Source organism: Bacillus sp. FF-1 (assembly GCF_028548245.1).
Classification (GTDB): Bacteria; Bacillota; Bacilli; order Bacillales; family Bacillaceae_G; genus Bacillus_A; species Bacillus_A paranthracis.
Map to the genome: position 1 here is coordinate 832,184 of NZ_JAQQGG010000001.1, position 23,819 is coordinate 856,002.

At 34.4% G+C, this 23,819-nt stretch carries 26 protein-coding genes, 1 pseudogene and 2 other annotated features; of the genes and pseudogenes, 22 read left to right on the top strand and 5 right to left on the bottom strand.

Annotation, left to right across the window (positions count from 1 at the left end):
* The first annotated feature begins 64 nt into the window (after positions 1–64).
* From PQF83_RS04325 to PQF83_RS04335, 3 genes are all read left to right on the top strand, one after another.
* Positions 65–937 carry an aminoglycoside 6-adenylyltransferase gene (locus tag PQF83_RS04325; protein WP_001258495.1) on the top strand — a complete coding sequence of 291 codons (873 nt, stop codon included), beginning with the start codon at positions 65–67 and terminating at the stop codon, positions 935–937.
* A 117-nt stretch (positions 938–1,054) separates the two neighbouring features.
* On the top strand, positions 1,055–1,882 hold the full coding sequence (locus tag PQF83_RS04330; protein WP_000291229.1) for a peptidoglycan-N-acetylglucosamine deacetylase: 828 nt from the start codon (positions 1,055–1,057) through the stop codon (positions 1,880–1,882).
* A gap of 75 nt (positions 1,883–1,957) precedes the next feature.
* A complete protein-coding gene (locus tag PQF83_RS04335) occupies positions 1,958–2,296 on the top strand; it encodes an SdpI family protein (RefSeq protein WP_000271090.1) in 339 nt (112 codons plus the stop codon).
* Positions 2,297–2,344: 48 nt separating this feature from the next.
* On the opposite strand, the gene PQF83_RS04340 is transcribed toward PQF83_RS04335, so the two are convergent.
* Positions 2,345–2,953 (bottom strand): NUDIX hydrolase, encoded by a 609-nt coding sequence (locus PQF83_RS04340; protein ID WP_000141389.1) that lies wholly within the window; start codon positions 2,951–2,953, stop codon positions 2,345–2,347.
* Positions 2,954–3,035: 82 nt separating this feature from the next.
* Here PQF83_RS04340 and PQF83_RS04345 point away from each other — a divergent pair, with 82 nt between their 5' ends.
* The 14 genes and pseudogenes from PQF83_RS04345 (at position 3,036) to PQF83_RS04410 (ending at position 17,439) form a co-directional block, all read left to right on the top strand.
* Positions 3,036–3,674, top strand: a complete 639-nt coding sequence (locus PQF83_RS04345; protein ID WP_000510734.1) for a pyridoxamine 5'-phosphate oxidase family protein — start codon at positions 3,036–3,038, stop codon at positions 3,672–3,674.
* A 237-nt stretch (positions 3,675–3,911) separates the two neighbouring features.
* Positions 3,912–4,143, top strand: a binding site (T-box leader).
* 114 nt (positions 4,144–4,257) lie between these two features.
* Positions 4,258–4,489: a binding site (T-box leader), on the top strand.
* A gap of 148 nt (positions 4,490–4,637) precedes the next feature.
* On the top strand, positions 4,638–5,933 hold the full coding sequence (locus PQF83_RS04350; RefSeq protein WP_001067138.1) for a homoserine dehydrogenase: 1,296 nt from the start codon (positions 4,638–4,640) through the stop codon (positions 5,931–5,933).
* Positions 5,926–6,984 (top strand): threonine synthase, encoded by a 1,059-nt coding sequence (gene thrC / locus PQF83_RS04355; RefSeq protein ID WP_000276454.1) that lies wholly within the window; start codon positions 5,926–5,928, stop codon positions 6,982–6,984. Before PQF83_RS04350 ends, thrC begins: the two co-directional genes overlap by 8 nt.
* Positions 6,981–7,874: a homoserine kinase gene (gene thrB, locus PQF83_RS04360; protein WP_000612668.1), complete on the top strand. Its 894-nt coding sequence runs from the start codon at positions 6,981–6,983 to the stop codon at positions 7,872–7,874. The genes thrC and thrB overlap by 4 nt, the downstream gene beginning before the upstream one ends.
* Positions 7,875–7,987: 113 nt before the next feature.
* Positions 7,988–8,197 carry a DUF6366 family protein gene (locus tag PQF83_RS04365; RefSeq protein ID WP_000711909.1) on the top strand — a complete coding sequence of 70 codons (210 nt, stop codon included), beginning with the start codon at positions 7,988–7,990 and terminating at the stop codon, positions 8,195–8,197.
* Between the two features lie 213 nt (positions 8,198–8,410).
* Positions 8,411–10,708 carry a glycoside hydrolase gene (locus PQF83_RS04370; RefSeq protein ID WP_000738114.1) on the top strand — a complete coding sequence of 766 codons (2,298 nt, stop codon included), beginning with the start codon at positions 8,411–8,413 and terminating at the stop codon, positions 10,706–10,708.
* Between the two features lie 205 nt (positions 10,709–10,913).
* A complete protein-coding gene (locus PQF83_RS04375; RefSeq protein WP_002163688.1) occupies positions 10,914–11,915 on the top strand; it encodes an LCP family protein in 1,002 nt (333 codons plus the stop codon).
* A gap of 69 nt (positions 11,916–11,984) precedes the next feature.
* Positions 11,985–12,449, top strand: a pseudogene (locus tag PQF83_RS04380) (sensor histidine kinase); the annotation flags it as partial.
* A 100-nt stretch (positions 12,450–12,549) separates the two neighbouring features.
* Positions 12,550–13,371 carry a peptidoglycan-N-acetylglucosamine deacetylase gene (locus PQF83_RS04385; protein WP_000409388.1) on the top strand — a complete coding sequence of 274 codons (822 nt, stop codon included), beginning with the start codon at positions 12,550–12,552 and terminating at the stop codon, positions 13,369–13,371.
* Positions 13,372–13,385: 14 nt separating this feature from the next.
* Positions 13,386–14,042: a YkyA family protein gene (locus PQF83_RS04390; protein ID WP_000873552.1), complete on the top strand. Its 657-nt coding sequence runs from the start codon at positions 13,386–13,388 to the stop codon at positions 14,040–14,042.
* A 159-nt stretch (positions 14,043–14,201) separates the two neighbouring features.
* Complete coding sequence (locus PQF83_RS04395) at positions 14,202–14,882, top strand: MgtC/SapB family protein (protein ID WP_000119508.1); 681 nt, start codon at positions 14,202–14,204, stop codon at positions 14,880–14,882.
* A gap of 93 nt (positions 14,883–14,975) precedes the next feature.
* Positions 14,976–15,500, top strand: a complete 525-nt coding sequence (locus PQF83_RS04400; RefSeq protein WP_048520149.1) for a GNAT family N-acetyltransferase — start codon at positions 14,976–14,978, stop codon at positions 15,498–15,500.
* 266 nt (positions 15,501–15,766) lie between these two features.
* Positions 15,767–15,973 carry an alpha/beta-type small acid-soluble spore protein gene (locus PQF83_RS04405; RefSeq protein ID WP_000113545.1) on the top strand — a complete coding sequence of 69 codons (207 nt, stop codon included), beginning with the start codon at positions 15,767–15,769 and terminating at the stop codon, positions 15,971–15,973.
* Between the two features lie 236 nt (positions 15,974–16,209).
* The gene (locus PQF83_RS04410; protein ID WP_033670231.1) at positions 16,210–17,439 is read left to right on the top strand and encodes an MFS transporter; all 1,230 of its coding nucleotides are present in this window, start codon (positions 16,210–16,212) and stop codon (positions 17,437–17,439) included.
* A 53-nt stretch (positions 17,440–17,492) separates the two neighbouring features.
* Here the strand turns inward: PQF83_RS04410 and PQF83_RS04415 are convergent, their stop codons facing one another.
* Positions 17,493–18,107, bottom strand: coding sequence for a LysE/ArgO family amino acid transporter (locus PQF83_RS04415; protein ID WP_001287306.1), 615 nt, complete (start codon positions 18,105–18,107; stop codon positions 17,493–17,495).
* Positions 18,108–18,257: 150 nt separating this feature from the next.
* Between PQF83_RS04415 and PQF83_RS04420 the strand changes: the two genes are divergently transcribed.
* Positions 18,258–18,425, top strand: a complete 168-nt coding sequence (locus PQF83_RS04420; protein ID WP_000816383.1) for a DUF3933 family protein — start codon at positions 18,258–18,260, stop codon at positions 18,423–18,425.
* Positions 18,426–18,531: 106 nt separating this feature from the next.
* Here PQF83_RS04420 and PQF83_RS04425 read toward each other — a convergent pair whose 3' ends face one another.
* Positions 18,532–19,497: a patatin-like phospholipase family protein gene (locus PQF83_RS04425; RefSeq protein ID WP_000686816.1), complete on the bottom strand. Its 966-nt coding sequence runs from the start codon at positions 19,495–19,497 to the stop codon at positions 18,532–18,534.
* A gap of 88 nt (positions 19,498–19,585) precedes the next feature.
* On the bottom strand, positions 19,586–19,741 hold the full coding sequence (locus PQF83_RS04430; protein ID WP_000540426.1) for a YjcZ family sporulation protein: 156 nt from the start codon (positions 19,739–19,741) through the stop codon (positions 19,586–19,588).
* A 224-nt stretch (positions 19,742–19,965) separates the two neighbouring features.
* On the opposite strand from PQF83_RS04430, the gene PQF83_RS04435 reads away from it, so the two are divergent.
* The 4 genes from PQF83_RS04435 (at position 19,966) to PQF83_RS04450 (ending at position 22,818) form a co-directional block, all read left to right on the top strand.
* Positions 19,966–20,718 (top strand): YwqG family protein, encoded by a 753-nt coding sequence (locus PQF83_RS04435; protein ID WP_001041265.1) that lies wholly within the window; start codon positions 19,966–19,968, stop codon positions 20,716–20,718.
* Positions 20,719–20,863: 145 nt separating this feature from the next.
* Complete coding sequence (locus PQF83_RS04440) at positions 20,864–22,024, top strand: transglutaminase domain-containing protein (RefSeq protein ID WP_000520842.1); 1,161 nt, start codon at positions 20,864–20,866, stop codon at positions 22,022–22,024.
* Between the two features lie 103 nt (positions 22,025–22,127).
* Positions 22,128–22,325 (top strand): DUF4083 domain-containing protein, encoded by a 198-nt coding sequence (locus PQF83_RS04445; protein ID WP_001048096.1) that lies wholly within the window; start codon positions 22,128–22,130, stop codon positions 22,323–22,325.
* A 31-nt stretch (positions 22,326–22,356) separates the two neighbouring features.
* Positions 22,357–22,818 carry an NUDIX hydrolase gene (locus PQF83_RS04450; protein WP_000035006.1) on the top strand — a complete coding sequence of 154 codons (462 nt, stop codon included), beginning with the start codon at positions 22,357–22,359 and terminating at the stop codon, positions 22,816–22,818.
* Positions 22,819–22,866: 48 nt separating this feature from the next.
* Here the strand turns inward: PQF83_RS04450 and nadE are convergent, their stop codons facing one another.
* A complete protein-coding gene (gene nadE, locus PQF83_RS04455) occupies positions 22,867–23,685 on the bottom strand; it encodes an ammonia-dependent NAD(+) synthetase (RefSeq protein WP_000174879.1) in 819 nt (272 codons plus the stop codon).
* Between the last annotated feature and the right edge of the window lie 134 nt (positions 23,686–23,819).

Consider the following 23,819-nt stretch of genomic DNA (forward strand, 5'->3'; position numbering starts at 1 on the left):
AGCTCGTGGACCTCCTATATACATATCACTATATTTTATATAAAAAATTGGAGGTTGTGAGTAGATGAGAACAGAAAAAGAAATGATAGACTTAATTATGAATACAGCAAAAGAGGATGAAAGAATTCGAGCTGTCATCATGAATGGATCGCGTGTAAATCCAAATGTGAAAAGAGATTGTTTTCAAGACTACGATATTATATATGTTGTAAAAGATATACGCTCTTTTACGTCTAATCATAATTGGATTCATAGGTTTGGAGAAATAATGATTGTACAAATGCCAGAAGAAATGTCATTAGTTCCACCAGATGGAGACGGGAAGTTTCCGTATTTAATGCAGTTCATGGATGGAAATCGGATTGATTTAACATTAGTTCCGGTTGATTTAATAAAAAAGTTCGTTGGACAAGATAGTTTAAGTAAATTACTTCTCGATAAAGATAATTGTATGGAAGAATTCCCGCCAGCAAGCGATAAAGATTACTTAATAAAAAAGCCTACAGAAAAAGAGTTTTTAGGTTGCTGTAATGAATTTTGGTGGTGTAGTACGAATGTGGCAAAAGGGTTATGGAGAGAAGAGCTTTCTTATGCAAAAGGAATGCTTGAAGGACCAGTGCGAGATATGTTCATAGTAATGCTAGAATGGCATATTGGTATGAAAACAGACTTTACAGTTAATGCAGGTAAATTTGGAAAGCATTTCGAGAAATATATTGAAAAAGATATGTGGGTGCAATTTAAGAGGACATTTTCTAATGCGGAATATGAAAACATATGGGAGTCATTCTTTGTCATGGGTAATTTATTTAGGGAAGTGGCGAACGAAATTGCTAACGCTTATGGATATCCGTACCCGCAAGGTGATGACGACAGAGTGACAAGTTATTTAAAACATGTGAAAGCTTTACCGAAAGATAGTACATCAATTTATTAATAATAGTCAGCAGTAAGACTGTCCAAATGACGGACAGTCTTATTTTTGTTTATGAATAACAATTTCTCTAACAAAGTGCAGAGGAATCACATATGAAAATTTAGGGAGGTTTTTATCATGTATTATTTTTATTCGCCACAAATGTTTACTCCATATCAATGGGGACTAGAACGAAATGTTTCGTATGCTTATATGCCATATAACTCATTTTATTATGGAGACTATATAAACTCATTGCCATACGCATATACCCCTCAAAATTATGAAGTACAAATGAAAGCAGATGAGCGTGGATCGTGGACGCCATTTTCTTGGGTTGAAAAATATGCGTACGCATTTTCAGGACCGTACAATAAAGCGGAAGTCGCACTTACATTCGATGATGGACCGGATTTAGAATTCACGCCAAAAATATTAGATAAGTTAAAACAACATAATGTAAAAGCGACTTTTTTCCTGCTTGGTGAAAATGCAGAAAAGTTTCCAAATGTAGTAAAGCGTATTGCGAATGAAGGGCATGTAATTGGTAATCATACGTATAGTCATCCTAATTTAGCGAAAGTAAATGAGGATGAGTACCGTAATCAAATTATAAAAACGGAAGAAATATTAAAACGTATAGCCGGCTATGCTCCTAAATTTATACGCCCGCCGTATGGTGAAATACTTGAAAATCAATTGCATTGGGCAACTGAGCAAAACTTTATGATTGTACAGTGGAGTGTGGATACAGTTGATTGGAAAGGTGTAAGTGCTGATACGATTACAAATAATGTGTTAGGGAACTCATTCCCTGGTAGTATCATACTTCAACATTCAACTCCAGGTGGACGCCTGCAAGGATCTGTAGAGGCGCTAGACAAAATGATTCCGCAGTTAAAAACGAAAGGGGCGCGCTTTGTAACGCTGCCAAGTATGTTCCAAACATCGAAAGAGCGGAAGTGAATGTGTTGTTAAATTAGAAAAAAAAGGATTTTGTCGTATAATGAAGCTGTAGGTTGTTAGGAGGGAATATAATTGATGTATGCACTAATAAACATAGGAATGAGTATTTTAATAGGTATTATATTTATACTTGCGGCGATTGTCCTTCAAAAAAATCCACCGACCGATATTAATGCGGCATATGGTTATCGTACGAAACGATCTATGAAAAATAAAGAATTATGGGATGTAGGTAATAGGTATAGTGCAGAAGTGATGAAGCAAAACGGATTCATTATGATGTTAATTGGAAGTGTTGTTAGTATACTGTTTAGATATCCACATACAATGATAGCGATTATGGTGATTATGCTGTTATTAATCATTCGTTTATTTATACGAGTAGAGAGTAGATTAAAAATGCTTGAACAATAATGAAAAAATAGGACTTCATGCAATATAATGCTAGGAGTCCTATTTTATTTATAAACTATTATTTTCTAGTAAGTCTTTTCCTTGTTCAACAACAAATTCATAGTATGCAAGATCATATGGATAGATATCATCAAAAGTTATCGTTAGCGGTTTATTGCTCAAAACAGAAGTAGCTGTAAAAGATGGAATCTCTCTTTTTAATAGCTGTAGAAAAGAAGTTGCATGTATTTTCATCACATCGTCTACTTCTTCACCTGGTGCGAATGGAAGTGGATTGATGACATTGTGGAAATACATATGACAAAACTCGCGATCCGTAAGATTTGAAATTTCATAATCTATTTTAAAGATGCCCTTATATGCTAAATCAGTCGTTTGAAAAGAAAGCCCCAATTCTTCTTCAATTTCACGAAGACCACCACTTTGTACATCTTCATCATGCATAATATGTCCAGCTGAAGTAATATCCCAAATGTTCGGAGCTTCTTTTTTATTTTTAGAGCGTAATTGGAAATATAAAAACATATCTTCATCATCTTTTTCTACAAACCAACAATGAAATGTTTCGTGCCAATCACCGTCACGGTGCACTTCATCACGTAATTTCTTCCCAAGTGTATTTCTTTCAGAATCAAATATCGTTAACCACTCTGTCATTTTAATTCCCCTTTCTGCAAATTTTATTATACAATATTTGTAATGGATTTTGGGAAAATAAAGAAAAAAGGAGAGGGTATAAGTGGGTATAGAGAGGACGGAAATAAAATCGATTATTTCAACTGAGGTAGAATTACGGAAAATATTAGGGGAACCAAGTGAGCGAGCTTTGAAAAAGGTTATTTCATCATTAGACCACCATTGCGTAGATTTTCTGTCTAAATCTCCTTTTCTAGTATTATCTACAGCAAATAAATTAGGAGAGTGTGATGCTTCACCGAGAGGAGATGCACCTGGATTTGTTTACGTATTAAACCATAATAAAATTATCATTCCAGAAAGACCAGGCAACCGCCGTATAGACTCCATTTTGAATATTATTTCCAATCCACGTGTAGGATTAATCTTTTTCATCCCAGGTCTTGGGGAGACACTCAGAATAAATGGCCGAGCGTATATAACAAACGACGAAGAAATTTTGCAAGAAATGCAGGTAAATGGACGCAATCCGCTACTTGGAATTGTTGTTGAAATAGAAGAGTGTTATATTCATTGTGCAAAAGCTTTTATTCGTTCTAAAATGTGGGATCCGGAATCTTGGTTACATAAAAAAGAGTTACCTTCAGCAGCAAAAATGTTGTTGGAGCATGCGAAAGTGAATGCTTCAGAAGAAGATGTTGCACGTTCTTTAGAAGAAAGTTATAGGGAAAGATTATATTGAAAAAATACTTTTTTAAATATAGTGTTGAGGTGTGAAACTCTAAACGTTTTAGAATGAGACTTTAATATCAATCTTGTTAGTTTGTAAGTGATGAATACATGTGCAAGAGTAGAAATCTATATTAGATGATTTGTTATTTTAAAATAAAATGATTCGTATTTTTAAAAATAATGAACAAAAATAGGCTTGCTTTTTAAAAGATTGATAACTATAATAAGTTAACAAATAGACATGAACGAAAAAGTAATGATAAGGACACGAAATCATTTTTACGGTTTACAGAGAGGGAAGTCAAGGGTGTGAGCTTCCTAACACGAGAAATGATTTTACCACCTTTGAACTTCAATAGTGAACGAGTAATCTAGTAATTATTGACGGTATCAGCCGTTATCTGAGCTTGAGCAATCTAGGAGGAAATATGTCTGGATTGGAACAAGGGTGGAACCACGAAAACACATTCGTCCCTTTCCTAGGGATGAGTGTGTTTTTTTTATGGGTTACAGATTGAAAATTGAAAATAATTAAAAAATAGTATTGATTTTGTTTTTTATGCGAGTATAATGAGTTAACAAATAAACATGAACGAAAAGTAACGATAAGGACACGGAATCATTTTTACGGTTTACAGAGAGGGAAGTCAAGGGTGTGAGCTTCCTAACACGAGAAATGATTTTACCACCTTTGAACTTCAATAGTGAACGAGTAATCTAGTAATTATTGACGGAATCAGCCGTTATCTGAACTTGAGCAATCTAGAGAGAAATACGTCTAGGTTGGAACAAGGGTGGAACCACGAAAACACATTCGTCCCTTTCCTAGGGATGAGTGTGTTTTTTTATTACTTTGAAAGGAGGTGCTGTAACATGAAACGATTTGTACGTACGGAAATAACCACCACCTGCATGATTGAAAAGCAGAGTAAGGTGATTGATAAAAAATAAAATTGTAGGAGGAGATTAGAAGATGAATAATGTTGTTAATGTAGGGGTGTTAGGATTAGGTACGGTCGGAAGTGGTGTTGTCCATATTTTGAAAGAACATTATAAAAAAATTGCACTTGATACAGGGTATGAAGTGAAAGTGAAGACAGTCGCTGTACGTGATTTAGAAAAAGAACGTGATGTTTGTATTGATGGAATCGTAGTAACAAGTCATGTTGATGAAGTTCTAAATGATTCAAATATTGATATTGTAGTAGAGGTAATGGGCGGAATTGAAGAAGCGAAGCAGCATATTGTTAAAGCTTTACGAAATAAGAAACATGTCGTAACAGCAAATAAAGATTTAATGGCTGTATACGGTGCAGAACTTCTCCAACTGGCGAACGATAATGATTGTGATTTATGTTATGAGGCAAGTGTAGCGGGCGGTATTCCGGTGTTAAGGGGGTTAACAGACGGATTAGCATCAGATCAAATTGAAAAAATAATGGGGATTGTAAATGGTACAACAAATTACATGTTAACAAAGATGAGTCAAAATGGATGGTCGTATGAAGAGGCTTTACAGGAAGCACAAAAATTAGGTTTCGCAGAATCAGATCCGACAGCGGATGTAGATGGGCTAGATGCGGCGAGAAAGGTAGCGATTCTTGCAAACTTAGGTTTTTCGATGAATGTTTCTTTAGATGATGTGCAAGTAAGAGGGATTCGAAAGGTCGAAAAAGAAGATTTACAAATGGCTGAAAAGTTAGGGTTTACAATGAAATTAATTGGTAAAGCAGAGAAACAAGGATCAGCCATTCATTTAAGTGTAGAACCGACTCTTTTACCTAGTCATCATCCATTATCGAATGTAAATAATGAATTTAATGCAGTATATGTTCACGGGCAAGCGGTAGGAGAAGTAATGTTTTACGGACCTGGAGCTGGGAAGTTACCGACTGGTTCTGCTGTAGTAAGTGATATTATTTCAATCGTTAAAAATATGAATCAAGTTCAGAAAAATAAAAGTGCGTTAAAAGAACCGGAACCGTATGAATTACAAGGGGATGAAGAAGTCGTTTCGAAATATTTCTTACGTATCTCATTACGAGATGAACCTGGGATGTTGCAAAAAATAACAGAATGTTTCGTTAATTATTCTGTAAGTTTAAAAGAAGTGATTCAATTACCTTTAAATCGTGAACTTGCAGAAGTCGTTGTTGTGACACATCAAACTTCAAAGTATCAATTCGAACGAGTTTTAGGAGCGATAGAAGATGTCGCAAGTGAAATAAACAGTTACTACATTATTGAGGAGGAAAAACAATATGTATAAAGGACTATTAAACCAATATGCTTCTTATTTACCGGTAAACGAAAACACACCTGATGTGAGCTTAATGGAAGGAAATACACCCCTTATTCCGTTATTAAATATATCAAAACAATTAGGGATTCAGTTATATGGTAAGTACGAAGGAGCGAATCCGACAGGTTCCTTTAAAGATCGTGGTATGGTAATGGCAGTCGCAAAGGCAAAAGAAGAAGGTTCAGAGGCCATTATTTGTGCGTCAACAGGTAATACATCAGCATCGGCCGCAGCATACGCGGCACGTCTTGGAATGAAATGTATTATCGTAATCCCAGAAGGGAAAATTGCACATGGAAAATTAGCGCAAGCAGTTGCCTATGGTGCTGAAATTATTTCAATAGAAGGAAATTTTGATGATGCACTAAAGGCTGTAAGAAATATTGCTGCAGAAGAGCCAATCACATTAGTTAACTCGGTAAATCCTTATCGAATTGAAGGGCAAAAAACAGCAGCATTTGAAATTTGTGACCAATTGCAAAGTGCACCAGATGTTTTAGCGATTCCTGTTGGGAATGCTGGGAATATTACAGCGTACTGGAAGGGTTTCTGTGAATATGAGAAAGAAAAAGGATATAAGAAGCCAAGAATTCATGGATTTGAAGCGGAAGGAGCAGCTGCTATTGTAAAAGGGCATGTAATTGACGAGCCAGAAACAATTGCAACAGCGATTCGCATCGGTAACCCAGCAAGTTGGTCATATGCAGTAGAGGCTGCTGAGCAATCTCACGGTGAAATAGATATGGTATCAGATGAAGAAATTTTACATGCGTATAGATTATTAGCAAAATCGGAAGGGGTTTTCGCTGAGCCAGGATCGAATGCTTCATTAGCTGGCGTAATGAAACATGTTCAATCTGGAAAAATCAAAAAAGGAGAAACAGTTGTTGCAGTTTTAACTGGAAACGGCTTGAAAGATCCTGATATCGCAATCTCTTCTAATACATTAGATATTGCAAGTGTTTCAAATAATATAGAACAAATTAAAGAGCATATTAAAGGGGTGATTATGTCGTGATACCATTAAGTATTCGTGTTCCTGCTAGTACAGCGAATGTTGGACCTGGATTCGATTCAGTAGGAATAGCTTTGTCATTATATTTACATGTAGTAGTTAAAGAAAAAGCTGATAAATGGCAAGTAATCCATTCCTTTGAAGATTCAATTCCGACAGACGATAAAAATTTAATTGTTAGCACGGCATGTAAAGTATGTCCTTCTTTATCACCCTATATAATAGAAGTTACTAGTAACATTCCGCTAACAAGAGGTCTAGGAAGTAGTGCATCAGCAATTGTAGCTGGGATAGAGCTTGCGAATCAACTCGGAAAATTGAACTTAACGACTGATCAAAGAGTTCAAATTGCTACAAATTTTGAAGGTCATCCTGATAATGTTGCTGCTTCTATATTAGGAGGAACTGTAATCGGAGCACTTGATGGAAAGAATGTTTCGGTTGTAAGAATTGAAAGTAAGGAATTAGGTGTTATTTCTCTTATTCCAAATGAAGAGCTAAATACAGATGAAAGTCGATCTGTATTACCAGATGTATTCCCGTTTCATGAAGCTGTTAAGGCTAGTGCAATAAGTAATGTATTAGTAGCTGCTTTATGTCAAAAGAAATGGAAAGTTGTAGGCGAAATGATGGAAAGGGATCATTTTCACGAGCCGTATCGTTTAGAGCTTGTACCGTTATTACCATCTATTCGTAAATGTGCAAAAGAATTCGGTGCATACGGTACAGCGCTTAGCGGTGCAGGACCATCTATTTTTATATTAACGCCGTATGAGAAACGTCAAGAAATTGCTGAGCAATTAGCGAGAGTATTTACGTCTATGAAAGTGTGTGAGCTAGAAATTGATCATAGAGGGATTACTGTAAATAAAGAAGAACATATTGGATTATAAAGAAAGCTAGTATCGCTAGCTTTCTTTATGTTGTAAATATGTTTGCATATAAAAGAAAAATATGAATGTATAATTTAGTAAAGAGTATATTAACTTGGAGGTGAACGGATCATATGAAGAAAGAGTTACCGGAAGAAAAAAGAGAACGTATAAGGCAAAGTGAATTGAAAAACAATTCTACCGGTTCTTTACATGATGGGCTCAACAGAGCTGAAACGGGTAGTCCAGTTGATATGGCGGGTGGTATGAATTGGAAAGGTACAGCGCTAGTAATTTTAGTGCTAGTTTTAGCGTATATTATATACACTTATTTTTTTAGTTAAGAAATGCATGTTAAAGCTTTGAATGATTTGCTTTTATAATTAGTGAGGATGAAAAAACACGGTTATTGTACTATATATATTAAGCAGATTATAGTTGCCCATATATATATTTATTTTTAATCCCAAAAATAGAGCTAGCATTATGCTGGTTCTATTTTTTTGCCACATTCCTGTAACAAAGCCTCTGTATATTCAGTGGTGGAGGTGCAGAAGATGAAAAAAATGATAGCAATATGTCTTCTTACAACGATGCCATTTTCGACTTTAGTCGGGTGTGATGTAAAAGGTAGCAATACTGTTCAAGAGTCTAAAATAAAGAAAGCAACGTATAAAGAATTTACTTATGATGTCAATCCAGAGACTTTCACGTTAATTGTAGAACATGATGGCGTAAAGGAACTGGCATCACAGCCCTTGCCGAAAATGAAGGTGTTGAATGTAAAAAAAGAAAAGGATCGTACATCTTGGGAATATCCAGATCAAAAAGTAAAAGTGAGTCTAGAGAAGAAAAAAGATCACTTAAATATTGAAGTAGAATCGACTGGTGCAGAAAGCTTTACTTGGCCGAAAGTACAAGCTGAAAATTATACACTTCCGTTATGGGAAGGGAAGCAAATTTCGAGTAATGATGAAAATTGGAAGAAGTTTTTAAAGGATGATGCATATTCATTTGCTGAATCATTTTCTATGAAGTTTTTCGCATTAAATGGTTTGAAATATTCAATTGTATATATCGCGAACAATATGTTTAATAATGAGGTGAAATTTCATTCGGATCCGAAAATCGGGTTTGATTTTATACATGAATTTCCGCGTATAAATAAAAATAAAACATATGGATTTCAAGTATATGTGACAAATAATGATGTAGTAAGTATTGCTAAACTGTATAAAGACAATATCGCTCGAAAAGGTGAATTTAAAACGTTAAAAGAAAAGGCTAGAAAAAATAAAGAGATAGAAAAGCTTTACGGTGCAGCTCATTTTTATTTTTGGAATCAAAATGGCTTATCAGAAAGTAATGTAAATTGGCCAAAGCTAAGAGAGAAAATAAATAGCCCTTTGTTTAGCCATATAAAAGAGCTTATTCAAAAATATAGTTCAGAGCCTGGGGAATTGAATGTATTAGATCAAGTAAGTAAACAAGATTTCATTGATAAGTATCAAAAAAATGTTATTTTACGTTATATAAACGAAGTGTTATCAATGAAAGAATTTTATAAAGATGATATTTTTCAAAACGTTAATCAGGAAGCTAGTGTGCTATTAAAGAAAGGTGTAGGTCACTTAACGAATACAGAATTGTATAGCTTAAATAAGCATTTATTAAAGTCGTTACTTGGTGATGCGGTTGAAGAGGTAAGTAAATGGGGTAATGCAGATGGAACGGACATACTAAAGGAAATGAAAGAGGCAGGAATAGAAAAAGCGTGGATTGGTCTGCCAAACTGGGAACAAGGATTTATGCAACCTAATTTCGTGACAGAAGCTAAGGAAATGGGGTATTTAGTTGGTCCGTATGACTCATATCATTCCATTCACGAAAAAAGTGATAAAAATTGGAACACAGCATCCTTTAATGACCCATCATTATACGAAGAGGCTACTGTAACGAAGAAAAATGGAGAAAAGGTGCAAGGGTTTTTAGGTAGAGGGCGAAAATTAAATCCAACTTTATCTCTTCCTAGTGTAAAAGAACGAATGAACGATATATTACAAAATGGACCTAAATATAATTCATGGTTTATTGATTGTGATGCGACAGGTGAAATTTACGATGACTATTCAGCGAAACATATAACGACACAAGAGCAAGATTTAAAAGCACGTTTAAAACGAATGGACTACATTGCGCAAGAAAAGGGTATGGTCGTTGGTTCTGAAGGCGGAAATGATTTTGCTAGTAGTACGATTGCATTTGCTCATGGTATTGAAACGCCTGTAATTAAATGGGACGATGAAGATATGAGGAAAAATAAAACAAGTCCGTATTATGTAGGTGGATATTGGTCACCGAATCAAAATGTTCCAGAAAAATATGCGAAACAAGTACCGTTAAAAGAAGAGTATAAACAAGTATATTTAAATCCTGCATATTCAGTACCATTATATAAATTAGTATACAATGATTCTGTAATTACAACGCACCACTGGGAATGGGGAAGCTTGAAAGTAAAAGATGAGGTTAGAAACCGTATGTTATACGAATTATTGTATAACGTTCCTCCGTTGTACCATTTAGATAAAGTAGAGTGGAATAAGCATAAACAAGAAATTACGCAGCACCTGAAAGTTTGGAATGAAGTTCATGAAAAGGCAGTAAAAGAAGAAATGACGAACTTTGCATATTTGTCAGAAGATAAGTTAGTACAATCAGCTTCGTATGGAAAAAATATTGAAATTATTGTGAATTTCTCAAATGAAGAGATAGAAATACAAAAGACGAAAATAAAAGCAAAATCAGCTTTCATTATTAATAATGGAAAGCAAACTATGTATACACCAAACTAATAAAATTATAATATATGAATTTAAAAAATAATTTTATATAAATAGTGACTTGCCAAAAATAAGCACGAGAGTATAATGTGAAATGGAGTACATATTGGATTTGCGCAGTAACCTTACAAAATTGTAAGGTAATTGAAAGGAAATTCAATATGAAGGTTAATAGACTTGCATTATAATTGGGAAAGAGAAAGAGAGGCGAATGGATATGAGCTCTGAATTAGAACAGAATACGAGAAGCAGTAAAAAACGTTCTAAAAGAAAATCAATAAAATGGTTCATTATAATTCCATTGTTCTTACTTATTTTTGGTGGAGTAGGATATGGATCGTTAATATATAATAAAGCAAAAGCAGTAGTAAGTGATGCATATGCACAAATTGATAAATCATCGAAGCGTGATAAAGAAGTTGAACCTTTAAAGGATAACATTTCAATTCTAATTATGGGTGTTGATGGTAGTGAAATGAGAAAAAGCCAATACGGAGAAGCTGTTCGAACAGATGCACTTTTATTAGCAACAATTAATAAAGATGATAAATCAGTTAAATTAGTAAGTATTCCGCGTGATTCACGTGTATATATTCCATCTAGAAAGAAATTAGATAAAATTACACATGCACACGTATTTGGTGGTGTTGAAAGTACACGCGATACAGTGGAAAGATTTTTAAATGTTCCTGTTGATTATTATGTGAAGTTTAACTTTGAATCATTCGTACAAATTGTCGATTCACTTGGTGGTATTGATATTGATGTACCAGTTACTTTCACTGAACAAGATAGTAAAGACCAAGCAGGTATGATTCATTTAGAGAAAGGCTACCAACATTTAAATGGAGAACAAGCACTTGCGCTTGCAAGAACGCGTAAAATTGACAGTGATGCAATGCGTGGTCAAAGACAACAACTTGTAATTGAAGCAATTGCTAAAAAAGCGATGTCTGTTCAATCTATTAGCAAAATGGGCTCTTTACTTGATGCGGTTGATAAAAATATGAAAACGAACTTAACTTTCGATGATATGCTTGCTATTACGAAAAATATGGCAGGATCTAATTTGGAAATGGAAAAAATGCAAGTGGAAGGTACGGATAAACGTATCGGAGGCATTTATTATTACATTCCAAATGAAAAAAATGTGAAAGATATTTCGAAAAAATTAAATGAACATTTAGGTGTAACACCAAAGCCAGTTCGAAATGAATAATAAAAAAAGATTGGCCTTTGCCAATCTTTTTTTATCGAGATGGATTTGTAACTTTTCTGTAACGATTTTTTATACTTAAATCATTTCAATTTATATAAACAAAAGGTGCAATTATACGATATACTAGAGGAGAAGATTTGGCAATTAACTCCTAATGCTGAAGAGAAGCAAATGCAATTCATCAAAACTATAGAAAGAATCGAATTGATAGGAGATCGAAATAGACTAAAGCAAATTTTCTTGAATATTGTTTAAAATGCCATTAAATATTCACATAAAAATGGTAAAGTATATATTGAAGTGACTAAAAATAAAGGACAAGCAGTGATAAAGGTGAAAGACGAAGGGATTGGAATTGCTAAAGAGCATTTACCGTATATAGAACAGTCATTTTACCAGATTAATAATTATGCTACAGGTGCGGGTCTTGGTTTAGCCATCGTTAAAAAAATGGTGGAGCTTCATGGAGGTACAATAAATATTATAAGTAAAGAAGGAATAGGAACGACCATTTTGATAAAACTCCCATTATAATACATATAAAATCTGTTTATATAGTGTAATAAAATAAATAGATGTATAATTATATTGGGTGATTTATATATAAGATTAATAGGGAGAGGAATTCGATAGAATGGAAAAAGCTTTTAAAATTAAACGAGTAGTATTCGTTTTAATAGCGATTGCAGCAGTAGCTATTGGGTATTTCATGTTTCAATCCATTACTTCACCAGCAAAGGCTGTTGCAAAACAAGAAAATGTAGTACAACTCGCAAGTGAACAACCGAAAGTAGAAATGAATAAAACGGCACCAAGTCGTTTTAATGGCAAGGAAAGAAAAGTTGCTTATCTTACATTTGATGATGGCCCGGGGAAATATACGGCTGAATTATTAAATACGTTAAAACAACATGATGCGAAGGCGACATTCTTTTTAATTGGAGCGAATGTAAAAGAGTTTCCAGATTTAGTGAAACGAGAAAATGCAGAAGGTCATTATGTAGGAATGCATAGTATGACGCATAATTTTGCAAAGTTATATAAAAATGGCGAGTATGTAAATGAGATGAAAGAAGATCAAAGCTTAATCGCCAATATTATTGGGAAATCACCTAAATTAACACGTCCACCATACGGTTCAATGCCTGGATTAAATGAAAGTCTTCGAAATAAAGTGGTAGAGGGCGGCTTTAAAGTGTGGGATTGGACAATTGATTCATTAGATTGGAAATATAATAAAATGCAAGTTGATGCAGCTGCAGCACAAATTGCTCAAAATGTATTAACAAATGCAACAAAAACACAAGAAGTCATTTTAATGCATGATATTCATCCGCAATCAGTTGCTGCTGTGCCAGCAATTTTAAAAGGGTTAAAAGAAAAGGGTTATGAGTTTGAAGCTTATCATGAAGAGAGTCACTTCCCAGTGAATTTCTGGCATGATAACCGTATGTAATGGAGGAATGAACGTTGAAGTATGGAAAAGTAGCAGTAGTTGGAGCACTATCAGTAGGACTATTAACAGGTTGTTTCGGTGAAAAACCAGAAGAAAACCTATATACAGCTTTTGAAACAGCGGCGACACAAGAGAAATCATTAGTTGATGAAGCGAAAAAATTAGAGAAGTTAGAGAAGGAAGGCCAAGAACTATATTCTCAAATTTTACAAGAAGGTAAAGATCATAATGACGCTGTTATGAAGAAAATAGAGCAGGCTACTGCCAATGTAGATGATCGTGAAAAAGCTTTGAAAAATGAGAAAGAAATGCTAGAAAAAGCTCAGAAAGAAACGAAATCTGTTCAAGGAAATATAGAGAAGCTTGAAGATAAAAAGTTACAAAAACAAGCGAAAGCAGTAGAAGAGTCGTATAAAAATCGTTATGATGCATTCCAAAAGATGAATGAAAATTATACGAAGGCGTTAGCGACCGAAAAAGAATTGTATGAAAAATTAAAAGTAAAAGAAACGAAATTAAAAGAGATTGGTGAAAAAGTTAAGGCTGTTAATGAATTAACTATGGAAGCACAAAAATCAAAAGAGCAATTTAACAATTTTACAAAAGAGTATAATGACAGTAAATTAGCATTCTACAAAGATGCAGAGATTAAGATTAAAGATAAGAAATAAAGAAGAGTTTTAAGCGTAATAAAAAGCCGGAGAAACATCGTCACAAATGTTTTTTCGGTTTTTTACGTTAAATGAATAGAAAAGACTGGAATTGATATCATAAAAGAGTTATAGTGAATTATTCCAAGGGAAACATTGTAAAGTAAGGAGACTGGAAATATGTCATATGAATTTTTACTCAAATTAGGTTTAGCACTCTTTTTAGGATTATTCATCGGGATAGATAGGCAGCTAAAGAATAAACCACTTGGTGTGAAAACAAGTATGGTTATTTCTGTAGCAAGTTGTTTAATTACGATGGTTTCAATTGAATCTGTACATGTATATTCTGTTCCAGGGCATACAAATATGGATCCCATGCGTTTAGCTGCTCAAATTGTGAGTGGAATTGGTTTTCTTGGAGCAGGTGTTATTTTACGAAGAAGTAATGACGTTATTTCTGGATTAACGACCGCCTCTATGGTGTGGGCTGCTTCAGCTTTAGGTATTGCGATTGGAGCAGGATTTTATTTACAAGCGACGGTTGCTATGATTTTAATTATTTTAGCAATTAATGTACTTCCGCAACTTGTGAAAATTGCAGGACCGTATTCATTAAGACAAAAGGACTTGTCTATTAAAATTACTGTAAAAGAGCATCATGAGTTAGATGGTATATTTAAGCAGATTAAAAATTTAGGAATGCATGTAAAACGCGTGAAGATTAAAGATATAGATAGTGGAGCATTTCAGCAATTAGAGATGGTTATTTTAGCTCCAGAAGATTTATATACAACTGAGTTATATAGCTCACTAAAAGAGATAGATCGTGTTGTTTCAGTTGAAGTGGAAAGTAGATAATTGTAACAAAAAAGAGTGAAGTGAATTCACTCTTTTTTGTTTGGATTTTTAAGGAAGTAAATTGATATAATGATGAGTAAACGAGGGGGAGAAATGATGGAAATACATATTAGAAGAGCGATAAAAGATGATATACCAGGTATAGCAAAGGTCCACGCTGATAGTTGGAAAACGACATATCAAGGCATATTCCCTAACGAGATTTTAGAAAATATAACATATGAGAAACGGGAAAAACAATGGGAAAACATTTTTCAAAAAGAAAGTAACCATCAATTTAGATTTGTAGCAGAGACGTTAAATGGAGAAATAGTGGGATTCATCGATGGAGGAGTAGAAAGAACTGGTACATACAATTGTGAGGGAGAATTATATGCGATTTACCTTTTACAAGAGTATCAAGGAATGAAAATAGGACAAAAGTTATTTCAAGCTTTCTTATCGGATTGTAAAAACAATGATATGCAATCGCTATTAGTTTGGGTTGTTACGAATAATCCTTCTAAAAAGTTTTATGAAAAATTTAATCCAGAAAAAATGGATACGAAATTTTTAGAACGAGTACAGGTGGAAGAGACAGCGTATTATTGGAAAGATATTAATAATATTATTATGTAAAGTGTATGTTTGAAAGAGGTATACCAATTAAAGTATACCTCTTTTGTTTTACTCGAATGGTTGGGACATAATGCGAAAGATATATGAAAAGAAGAAATGAAAGTACTAACAAATAGAAATTTAGAAGTAGTAACTTCTTAGTATAAAATGATGTAAGAGTCTCTCATTGTAGAGACTCTTTTTTTAAAATGAAAATAACCAAAAATTACCATGTATTTAAATTAATATTTAACACAATTTATATATAAATAAGGAGGTGATTGGTAATGGCTAGAAATCGTAATTCTAATCAATTAGCATCACATGGAGCACAAGCGGCTTTAGATCAAATGAAATATGAAATTGCACAAGAGTTTGGTGTACAACTTGGCGCTGATACTTCTTCACGTGCAAACGGTTCTGTAGGCGGTGAAATTACAAAACGCCTTGTAGCGATGGCAGAACAACAACTTGGTGGCGGATATACTCGCTAATTGTAGAAGGTTATAGGAGAAAGGAAGGATTCTTCCTTTCTTTTTTTTTCAATTAATTGGTATGGATATATTGTGAACTGGATTCAAAGAATAGGAATAATACTATATTTTCCCCAATTTCTTTTGTTGTGAATGGGAAGTAGTAAAAATGTAATAGCCCTGGTGGAATGAAAAGTTACGTTCCAGCAGGGCTATTATATGGTAAGAAATATATGATGAAAGGTTTCGAAGCCAACATGTTAAAAAAAGAAAACTGTTGTTTGATTGCGCTTGCATCAGTTCCACTTGTTATGACATTAGGGAATTCAATGCTCATTCCAATTCTGCCGACTATTGAAAAGAAATTACATATTTCATCGTTTCAAGTATCCATGATTATTACCATTTATTCTATCGTAGCCATTCTACTTATACCGATTGCTGGTTATTTATCAGATAGATGGGGACGAAAGATGGTAATGGTTCCGAGTTTGCTGATTGCGGCTATAGGAGGAGCGATAACTGGTTGGGTATCTTGGAAAGTTGATAATCCCTACACTTGGATATTGATCGGTAGAGCGATTCAAGGTATTGGTGCTGCTGGTGCAATGCCAGTTGTTATACCGTGTGTTGGTGATTTATACAAAGATGAAAAACAAGTTAGTACAGGTTTAGGAATCATCGAAACATCCAATACATTTGGGAAAGTGTTGAGCCCTATTTTAGGGTCTGCTCTGGCTGCCATTGTATGGTTCTTGCCGTTTTGGGCGATTCCAGTTTTATGCGTAGTATCAATTGTTTTATTACTTGTTCTAGTAAAGGCAAAGAAACAAGAAGGAGAAGTACCACCGCTTAAAGAGTTTATAAAATCAATTCTTGCTACGTTTCGAGAAAAAGGAAGATGGTTAATTGCCATTTTTGCATTAGGTGCAATTATTATGCTTATTTTATTCGGAATTCTCTTTTATTTGTCAACTATATTGGAATCAAAGTATGACATTCATGGTATTTGGAAAGGGTGTGTACTTGCAATCCCGTTACTTGTACTCTCACTTAGTTCATATATGGCTGGCAAAAAAATTGGAGATAACCAAAATGTGATGAAGAAGTGTATTTACATTGGTTTTTTAATGGCTGCTGCATCAGTCATCATTCCTTTATTTATAAAAGGAATTTATTTACTACTTCTTTGTCTCGTTATTATGGGGGTAGGAATTGGTATGGCACTCCCATGTTTAGATGCTCTCATTACACAAGGAATTGAAAAGGAGCAAAGGGGGACGGTTACGTCATTTTATAGTTCTATGCGATTTATCGGTGTAGCAGCTGGACCACCTCTATACTCTTTTTTCATGAAAGGTGCTGACCATGAAGTGTTTTATGTAACAAGTATTCTCGCTGGGATTGGTGCTGCTATAGCAATCATTTGGATTAAACCAGCAAAAGATGCAAAGAACGTAAAAAAGAAACCAGAACCTACTTCATAATTTGTAAGAGAATTGCATGATGTTTTCAGTAACATGCAATTCTCTTTCGTTCATTAGGAATAAATAACTTGTTTTAACATATAAAGTGCGACACTCCATATGATGAGACCAGAAAATTTATTTAATAATACGATTGTCTTTCCGGTTGAGTCTAGCCTTTTTAGAAATTTCCCCGCTAAAGCTAAGCTTATAAACCAAATCCAAGAAACGATAATAGTTGCAAGTGTGAAAGCCCATTTTTCATTTCCTATGTATTGAATCGAATTTGTTCCAATTACACCGATTGTATCTAAAATTGCATGTGGATTTAATAATGAAACCGATGCAGCGAAAAGTATTTGTTTTTTTACTGGCATACTTTTTTCTTGTTTTACATCGTTGGAAGGGGTACTTCTCCAAATAACAAAGCCCATGTATAGGAGAAAGAAAAATCCAATTATATATAACGAGTTAGTTAGCCAAGAAAAAGTAAGGAGTACAAGGGAAACACCTTGTACCGCTATCAATATGAGTAACGTATCACATATAGAGGCAGTTAATACGACAGGGGCTGCCCTCCAAATGTTTGGTTGGCTCGCACCTTGGTTAAAGACGAAAACATTTTGAACACCTAATGGAATGATAAGACCAAATGCAAGAATGATCCCATGAATAATTGCTTCACTCATCATATTTCCTCCTATTTAAATTTATTATGATAGTGTATATTGTATAGAAGAAATGAAAATTTGTATCCATATTCATACGCAACATTAGAAGAAATTGAAATAGGTATAAAAAAACTTGCACAACTAATGAAAAAGTAAGAGGAGAAAGTAATGAAACAATATGTAATTTGCCAAATTATCAATGGAGAAAAATATTTAGCTGCTTATGCGGAGACGAAGCAGGAAGCAATTGAAAAAGCAGAATTGTTAGGATTACGAACGGGAAATCGATACACCGTTATTACTGCAGAGGAAGCAGAAGGGTTAACTTATCCTTAAACAACGTATAATAATGATACAGAAAGTAAATAAGCTTAGTAATATATTATATTACTAGGCTTATTTTTTGAAAGCGTTACGTGTTCTCGTATAAAAGATAATAATATTATGAGTCAAGTTGACGGAAATAACGATTTGATTTTCGATCCTGATTTCCGTTTCTATAGTTATCAATATATTGTCTGAAATTCCACGATTGTAAAAACTTATTTGCGGCGTTATAACCAGAATTGTATAGCCACTCTTTTTCTTCCATTGTTAACTCAAAGTTTGTACTAGTAATGGATCCTGTTGGGATTGTAATTGTTCTTGCTTTTGATTCCTTGTCTAAATGACGTAAATCATGGGCTTGCATCATTGTTTTAAAAAGTCCTTTGAACATGGAGATAGGCTCGTTGTAGTGGGCTGGGTCAGCTTGAATCTCATCTTTTACGAAATGAAACCCAAAAGTCGGCCAGCGGGGAGAGGTAGGGGAGTCGAAAATCCAAATTGGATAATTGCTTAAAATTCCTCCATCAACCATATAACAAGGCTGCTTCCATTTTGGGGTTCTCCATTTTACCGGTTCAAAAAAGAAGGGGATTGTACTACTCATTCGTACAGCTTTAGCAATAGAGAAGCGATAATTTAAAAATCCGTAGTTCGGTAAGTCATCAGGAAAGATAACCATTTTACCATTACTTATATCAGAAGCGATAATTTTAAGCTTATTTAAATCAGGTAAATCTGTAAATAAGTGAACTCCTTTTTTTCGAAGTAATTCTTCAATCCATTCTTCGATAAAAATATTAGAGTAAATACCAAGAGTAGTCCATGCGCTTAATCCTTTTCCAATAAACGGGATTCTGTCAATAAAGGTTCTCTTCGTAAATTTATCATAATCAATATTTGTTATAATCGTTTTTAGCTCTGAGCAAGAGTATCCTGCTGCTAGGAGCGCAGCGATAATCGAACCAGCTGATGTTCCAGCTACACGTTCCCATTCATAGCCTTTTTCAGCTAACGCGCAAATTGCCCCTACATGCGCAATTCCGCGTACACCGCCTCCTTCAAAAACACCATCAATCTTCATAAAGTCATACTTCCTTTCACATAAAATATTTGAAAATGGCAAAAAAGCACGTATTATACGTGCTTTTTTACAATAGTTTTTAAATTTACTAGCAGCCTACAAAGCCACCCCAACAGCTAGCTCCGATGATGATTAGAAGGATAAATAAAACGATTAATAAAGCGAAGCCTCCATAACCACATCCACCACAACTACCGCCGTAACCGCCGTAACCGTAACCGCCGCAACTATATCCGTAACCCATGTGGAATTCCTCCTTAAATTAAAAATAAAAATGAACGAGGGGAAAATGTACTGGAAGAAATAATGAACTATCGTGTTTGTAGGAACAATGTATACTATGCTTTTTTTAACTTGTTCGCGTATGAAGGAAGAGCCCGTTTTTTTGGAGGCTTGTTGTTTTTATAAAGAATGGAGTATAATTTTTGTGCGATGATACAAATAAGTATGTAAATATAAGGAGAATGTATGAATAAACAAATTGAAGTATTAATTGATAAATATGGGCTGACGCATTTAAAAGAGGAACTTATGAATACTGTATTTCCTTGTATAAAAGTTGTGCCAAAGCAGGAGGAAACAGTAGCGATAGGTAGTTCGAAAATGGGAGGGGTTCCTGACTTGCCATTTACATTTGAATATCCAACGCATAAAGGAAATACGTTACAGTTTATTGCACAATTTAATTTAAAGGATTTACAAAATATTGGTATGAATCACGATCTTCCTAAGACGGGGATGTTATATTTCTTTACCGTGGAAAATTACTTTGAAGAAGATGTGAATCCAACTGGAGCGGGGCGTGTGCTTTATTATGATGTTCCTGTAGAGCAATTACGAAGAGGAGATGAATTGCAAACGAATTATAACCAGTGTGCAATTACTTTTGAATTAACGTATAAATTGCCAGAGCTTTTCATTGAAGATGAGGCTGATTCGGACCGTTTCTTGCAATTACTTGAAGAGCTAATCCCAGACAACTATGATAACCATCAAATATTTGGTGAGCCATTTTCTGTACAAGATGAGGTATTATACGAGACTGGACAATATATGGACATAGATCCGCAGCAAATGACGCTTTTATTCCAAATTGATTCAGATACTAAAAATTGTAATATGATGTGGGGAGATTTAGGGATGCTTTATTTCTGTATAGGAAATGAAGACTTGAAAAATCGACGTTTTGAAAATGCATGTTGTGTATTACAAACTTGTTAATGAAAAGGGTTGTTCTTGTAAAAAGAACAACCCTTTTACAATGTTAAATATGCATAATCTCATATGACCTATACGAAAAAGTATTGTATACTCTGAAACTATACGATACTTTTTCGTATAGTTATAGAATGTAAGGAGTGACATGATGGGAAAGACAAGTAAGTATGTGACAGCTGCCGCACTTTGTTCAACTATAGTAATGGGGGGCTTACACGCGTCATCTGTATCTTATGCAGCTACAAATCAAACTGTAGCGACATCGCAATCAGATACAAAGTTGTTAAATGATTTCAAAAAAGAATTAAAAAAACAGGTTGATAATCGAGAAGAAAATATTACAATCACATATAAAACAAAAGATAGAAATGCTAGAAGTATTATGGATGAATTGTATGGCGAGTTTAATAAAATTGTAGATGCAGATGAGTATGTAAAATATAATGTAGCGTCTACTAGATATTCCATTAAAGGGTTACCAGGAAACTATACATTTACACTGCAAGTGAAGTACCGTGAATCGAAAGAGCAAACACAATATGTAAAATCTCAGGCAAAAGCGATTATCGGCTCGATTGTAAAACCAGGGATGGATGATCATGAGAAAGTAAAAGCTATTCATGATTACGTTGTAAAACATGTATCATATGATACGTCTTATCAAGCATATACAGCATATGAAGCATTAGCGAATCGCTCTGCTGTTTGCCAAGGATATACGTTATTAACATATGAATTGCTAAAAGGAGCAGGTATCCAAAACCATATTGTAACAGGTACAGGAAATGGACAAGCTCACGCATGGAATTTAGTGAACATTGAAAACAAATGGTATCATCTTGATACAACATTCGATGATCCAGTACCAGATAAAGCTGGGCGCGTAACATATTCATATTTTAATATGTCTGATGAACAATTAAGTAAAGACCACGATTGGGATCGTAGCAAATATCCAGCAGCAACTACAAGCTACTTTAATGAATTAACAAACAAAATAAAAGCGGGTAGTTCAAAGACTGTGGCGTATGAACAAATGTTAAAAGAAACAAATTTAAAATATATGTCTACACAATACGGAGCAGAGAATTATAGTGATTTTAAGAAGAAATTACAGCAACAATTTGCTTCTAAGCCAGAAAAGGTAGAAGTACGATATAAGCAGTCTATGGATGGGACGATGCAAGATATAAAGAAAGCATTAAATGAAATAAATTGGCCAAAGGGTGCAAAGCGTGTATCTTATCAAGTAGCACCTTATAGTGCGATGGCAGATTATTCATTAGCGACAATTACATTTACGTATTAATCGGTGAAAGAGAGCATCTGTAAAGGATGCTCTTTTCCTTATGTATTACTACAAAAATCAGAATTATATGATAAAATGAAAGGAGGAAGGATGTGGAATCTAAATGAATTTGTTCGAGAGTGATATTTTTACATTGATATATACTTGTTTAGTAATCGGACTTATCGTTTTGTTTTTCCTATCATTTACTTTGTTTATTAGAAGAGTATTTCTAAACAGCGCTGCAAAAAAACAACAAGTGATGCATATGAATCAGAAGCTAGATCGAATTATTGAATTGCTTGAAAAAGATAAGGAATAGCGATAAAAGAAGTATGAAAAGGGGAAAGAGAATGGCCAATTATATAAAAGAATTACGCGAAAAAGTAGGGCATGATTATGTTTTCTTAAACTTTGCCGGTGGTTTTGTATTTAATAAAGAAGGAGAAGTATTACTGCAAAAAAGAGGTGACTTTAACGCTTGGGGCTTTCCAGGGGGGGCAATGGAGATAGGAGAATCGGCTGCGGAAACTGCAATTCGAGAAATAAAAGAAGAAACCGGGTATGATGTAGAAATAAATGAACTTATTGGAGTGTATACAAAATATTTTCAATCATATCCAAATGGAGACAAGGCGCAGTCAATTGTGATGTGTTTTTCATGCTCAATAGTTGGAGGCGACAAAAAAGTAGATGGTGATGAAACGTTGGATTTGAAGTTTTTCCCGTTAGACAACATGCCACCGTTATTTTGTAAACAGCATGAAGATTGCCTGCAAGATTTATTGGAGAAAAGGGTAGGGGTATATCGTTAACATATAAAAAAGAAGCTAAATGAGATTAGCTTCTTTTTTATGTTTTATTTATTTCCACCAATCATCAAACATTGATGCTGGTACTTGTCTTTTATGCTCACTCACTGTGTAACGTTTTTCAATCTTTTCTGCAACGTCAGCTGGAACTGTTTTACCTTCTAAATAGTCATCAAGTTGATCATACGTAATACCTAACTCTGTTTCATCAGCTTGACCTGGCTTTTCATCTAATAAATCAGCTGTTGGCATTTTTAAGTAAAGTCGCTCGTCCGCACCTAATTCTTGTAATAGAGCGCGTCCTTGGCGTTTCGTTAATCCCGTTAATGGTAATAGGTCTGCACCACCATCTCCGAATTTTGTAAAGAATCCTGTTACAGCTTCTGCAGCGTGATCTGTTCCGATAACAAGGAGCCCTTTTTGTCCACCGATTGCATATTGTGTAACCATGCGGATACGTGCTTTTACGTTACCTTTATTGAAATCTGTTAACGATTCATCTAATAAGTTTTCGTATTGATTTGAGAAAGCATCAACAGTTGAAGCGATATCAAATGCAACAGATTGATCAGCTTGAATAAATTGTAATGCTAATTGCGCATCATCTTCATCTTTTTGCACTTTATAAGGAAGGCGCACGGCGATAAACGTTGCATTACCACCTTCATTACGAATTTCCTCCACTGCAAGCTGAGCTAAACGTCCAGCTAATGTAGAGTCTTGTCCGCCACTAATTCCAAGTACAAATCCTTTCGCACCTGTTTTTTTTACATAATCTTTTAAGAAATCAACACGTTTACGGATTTCTGCTTTCGGATCAATTACAGGTTGAACGTGTAATGCTTTCATAATCTGTTCTTGCAATGTCATTATGTTTTCCTCCTATTCATATTAAAGCGGTAAATAAGTTTATATGTATATTGGTACATACTTCTATCCTTTATTATTTCGCAAAATTAACGAATATACAATAGGATGTGTGTATGAATATGAATGTAGTCATT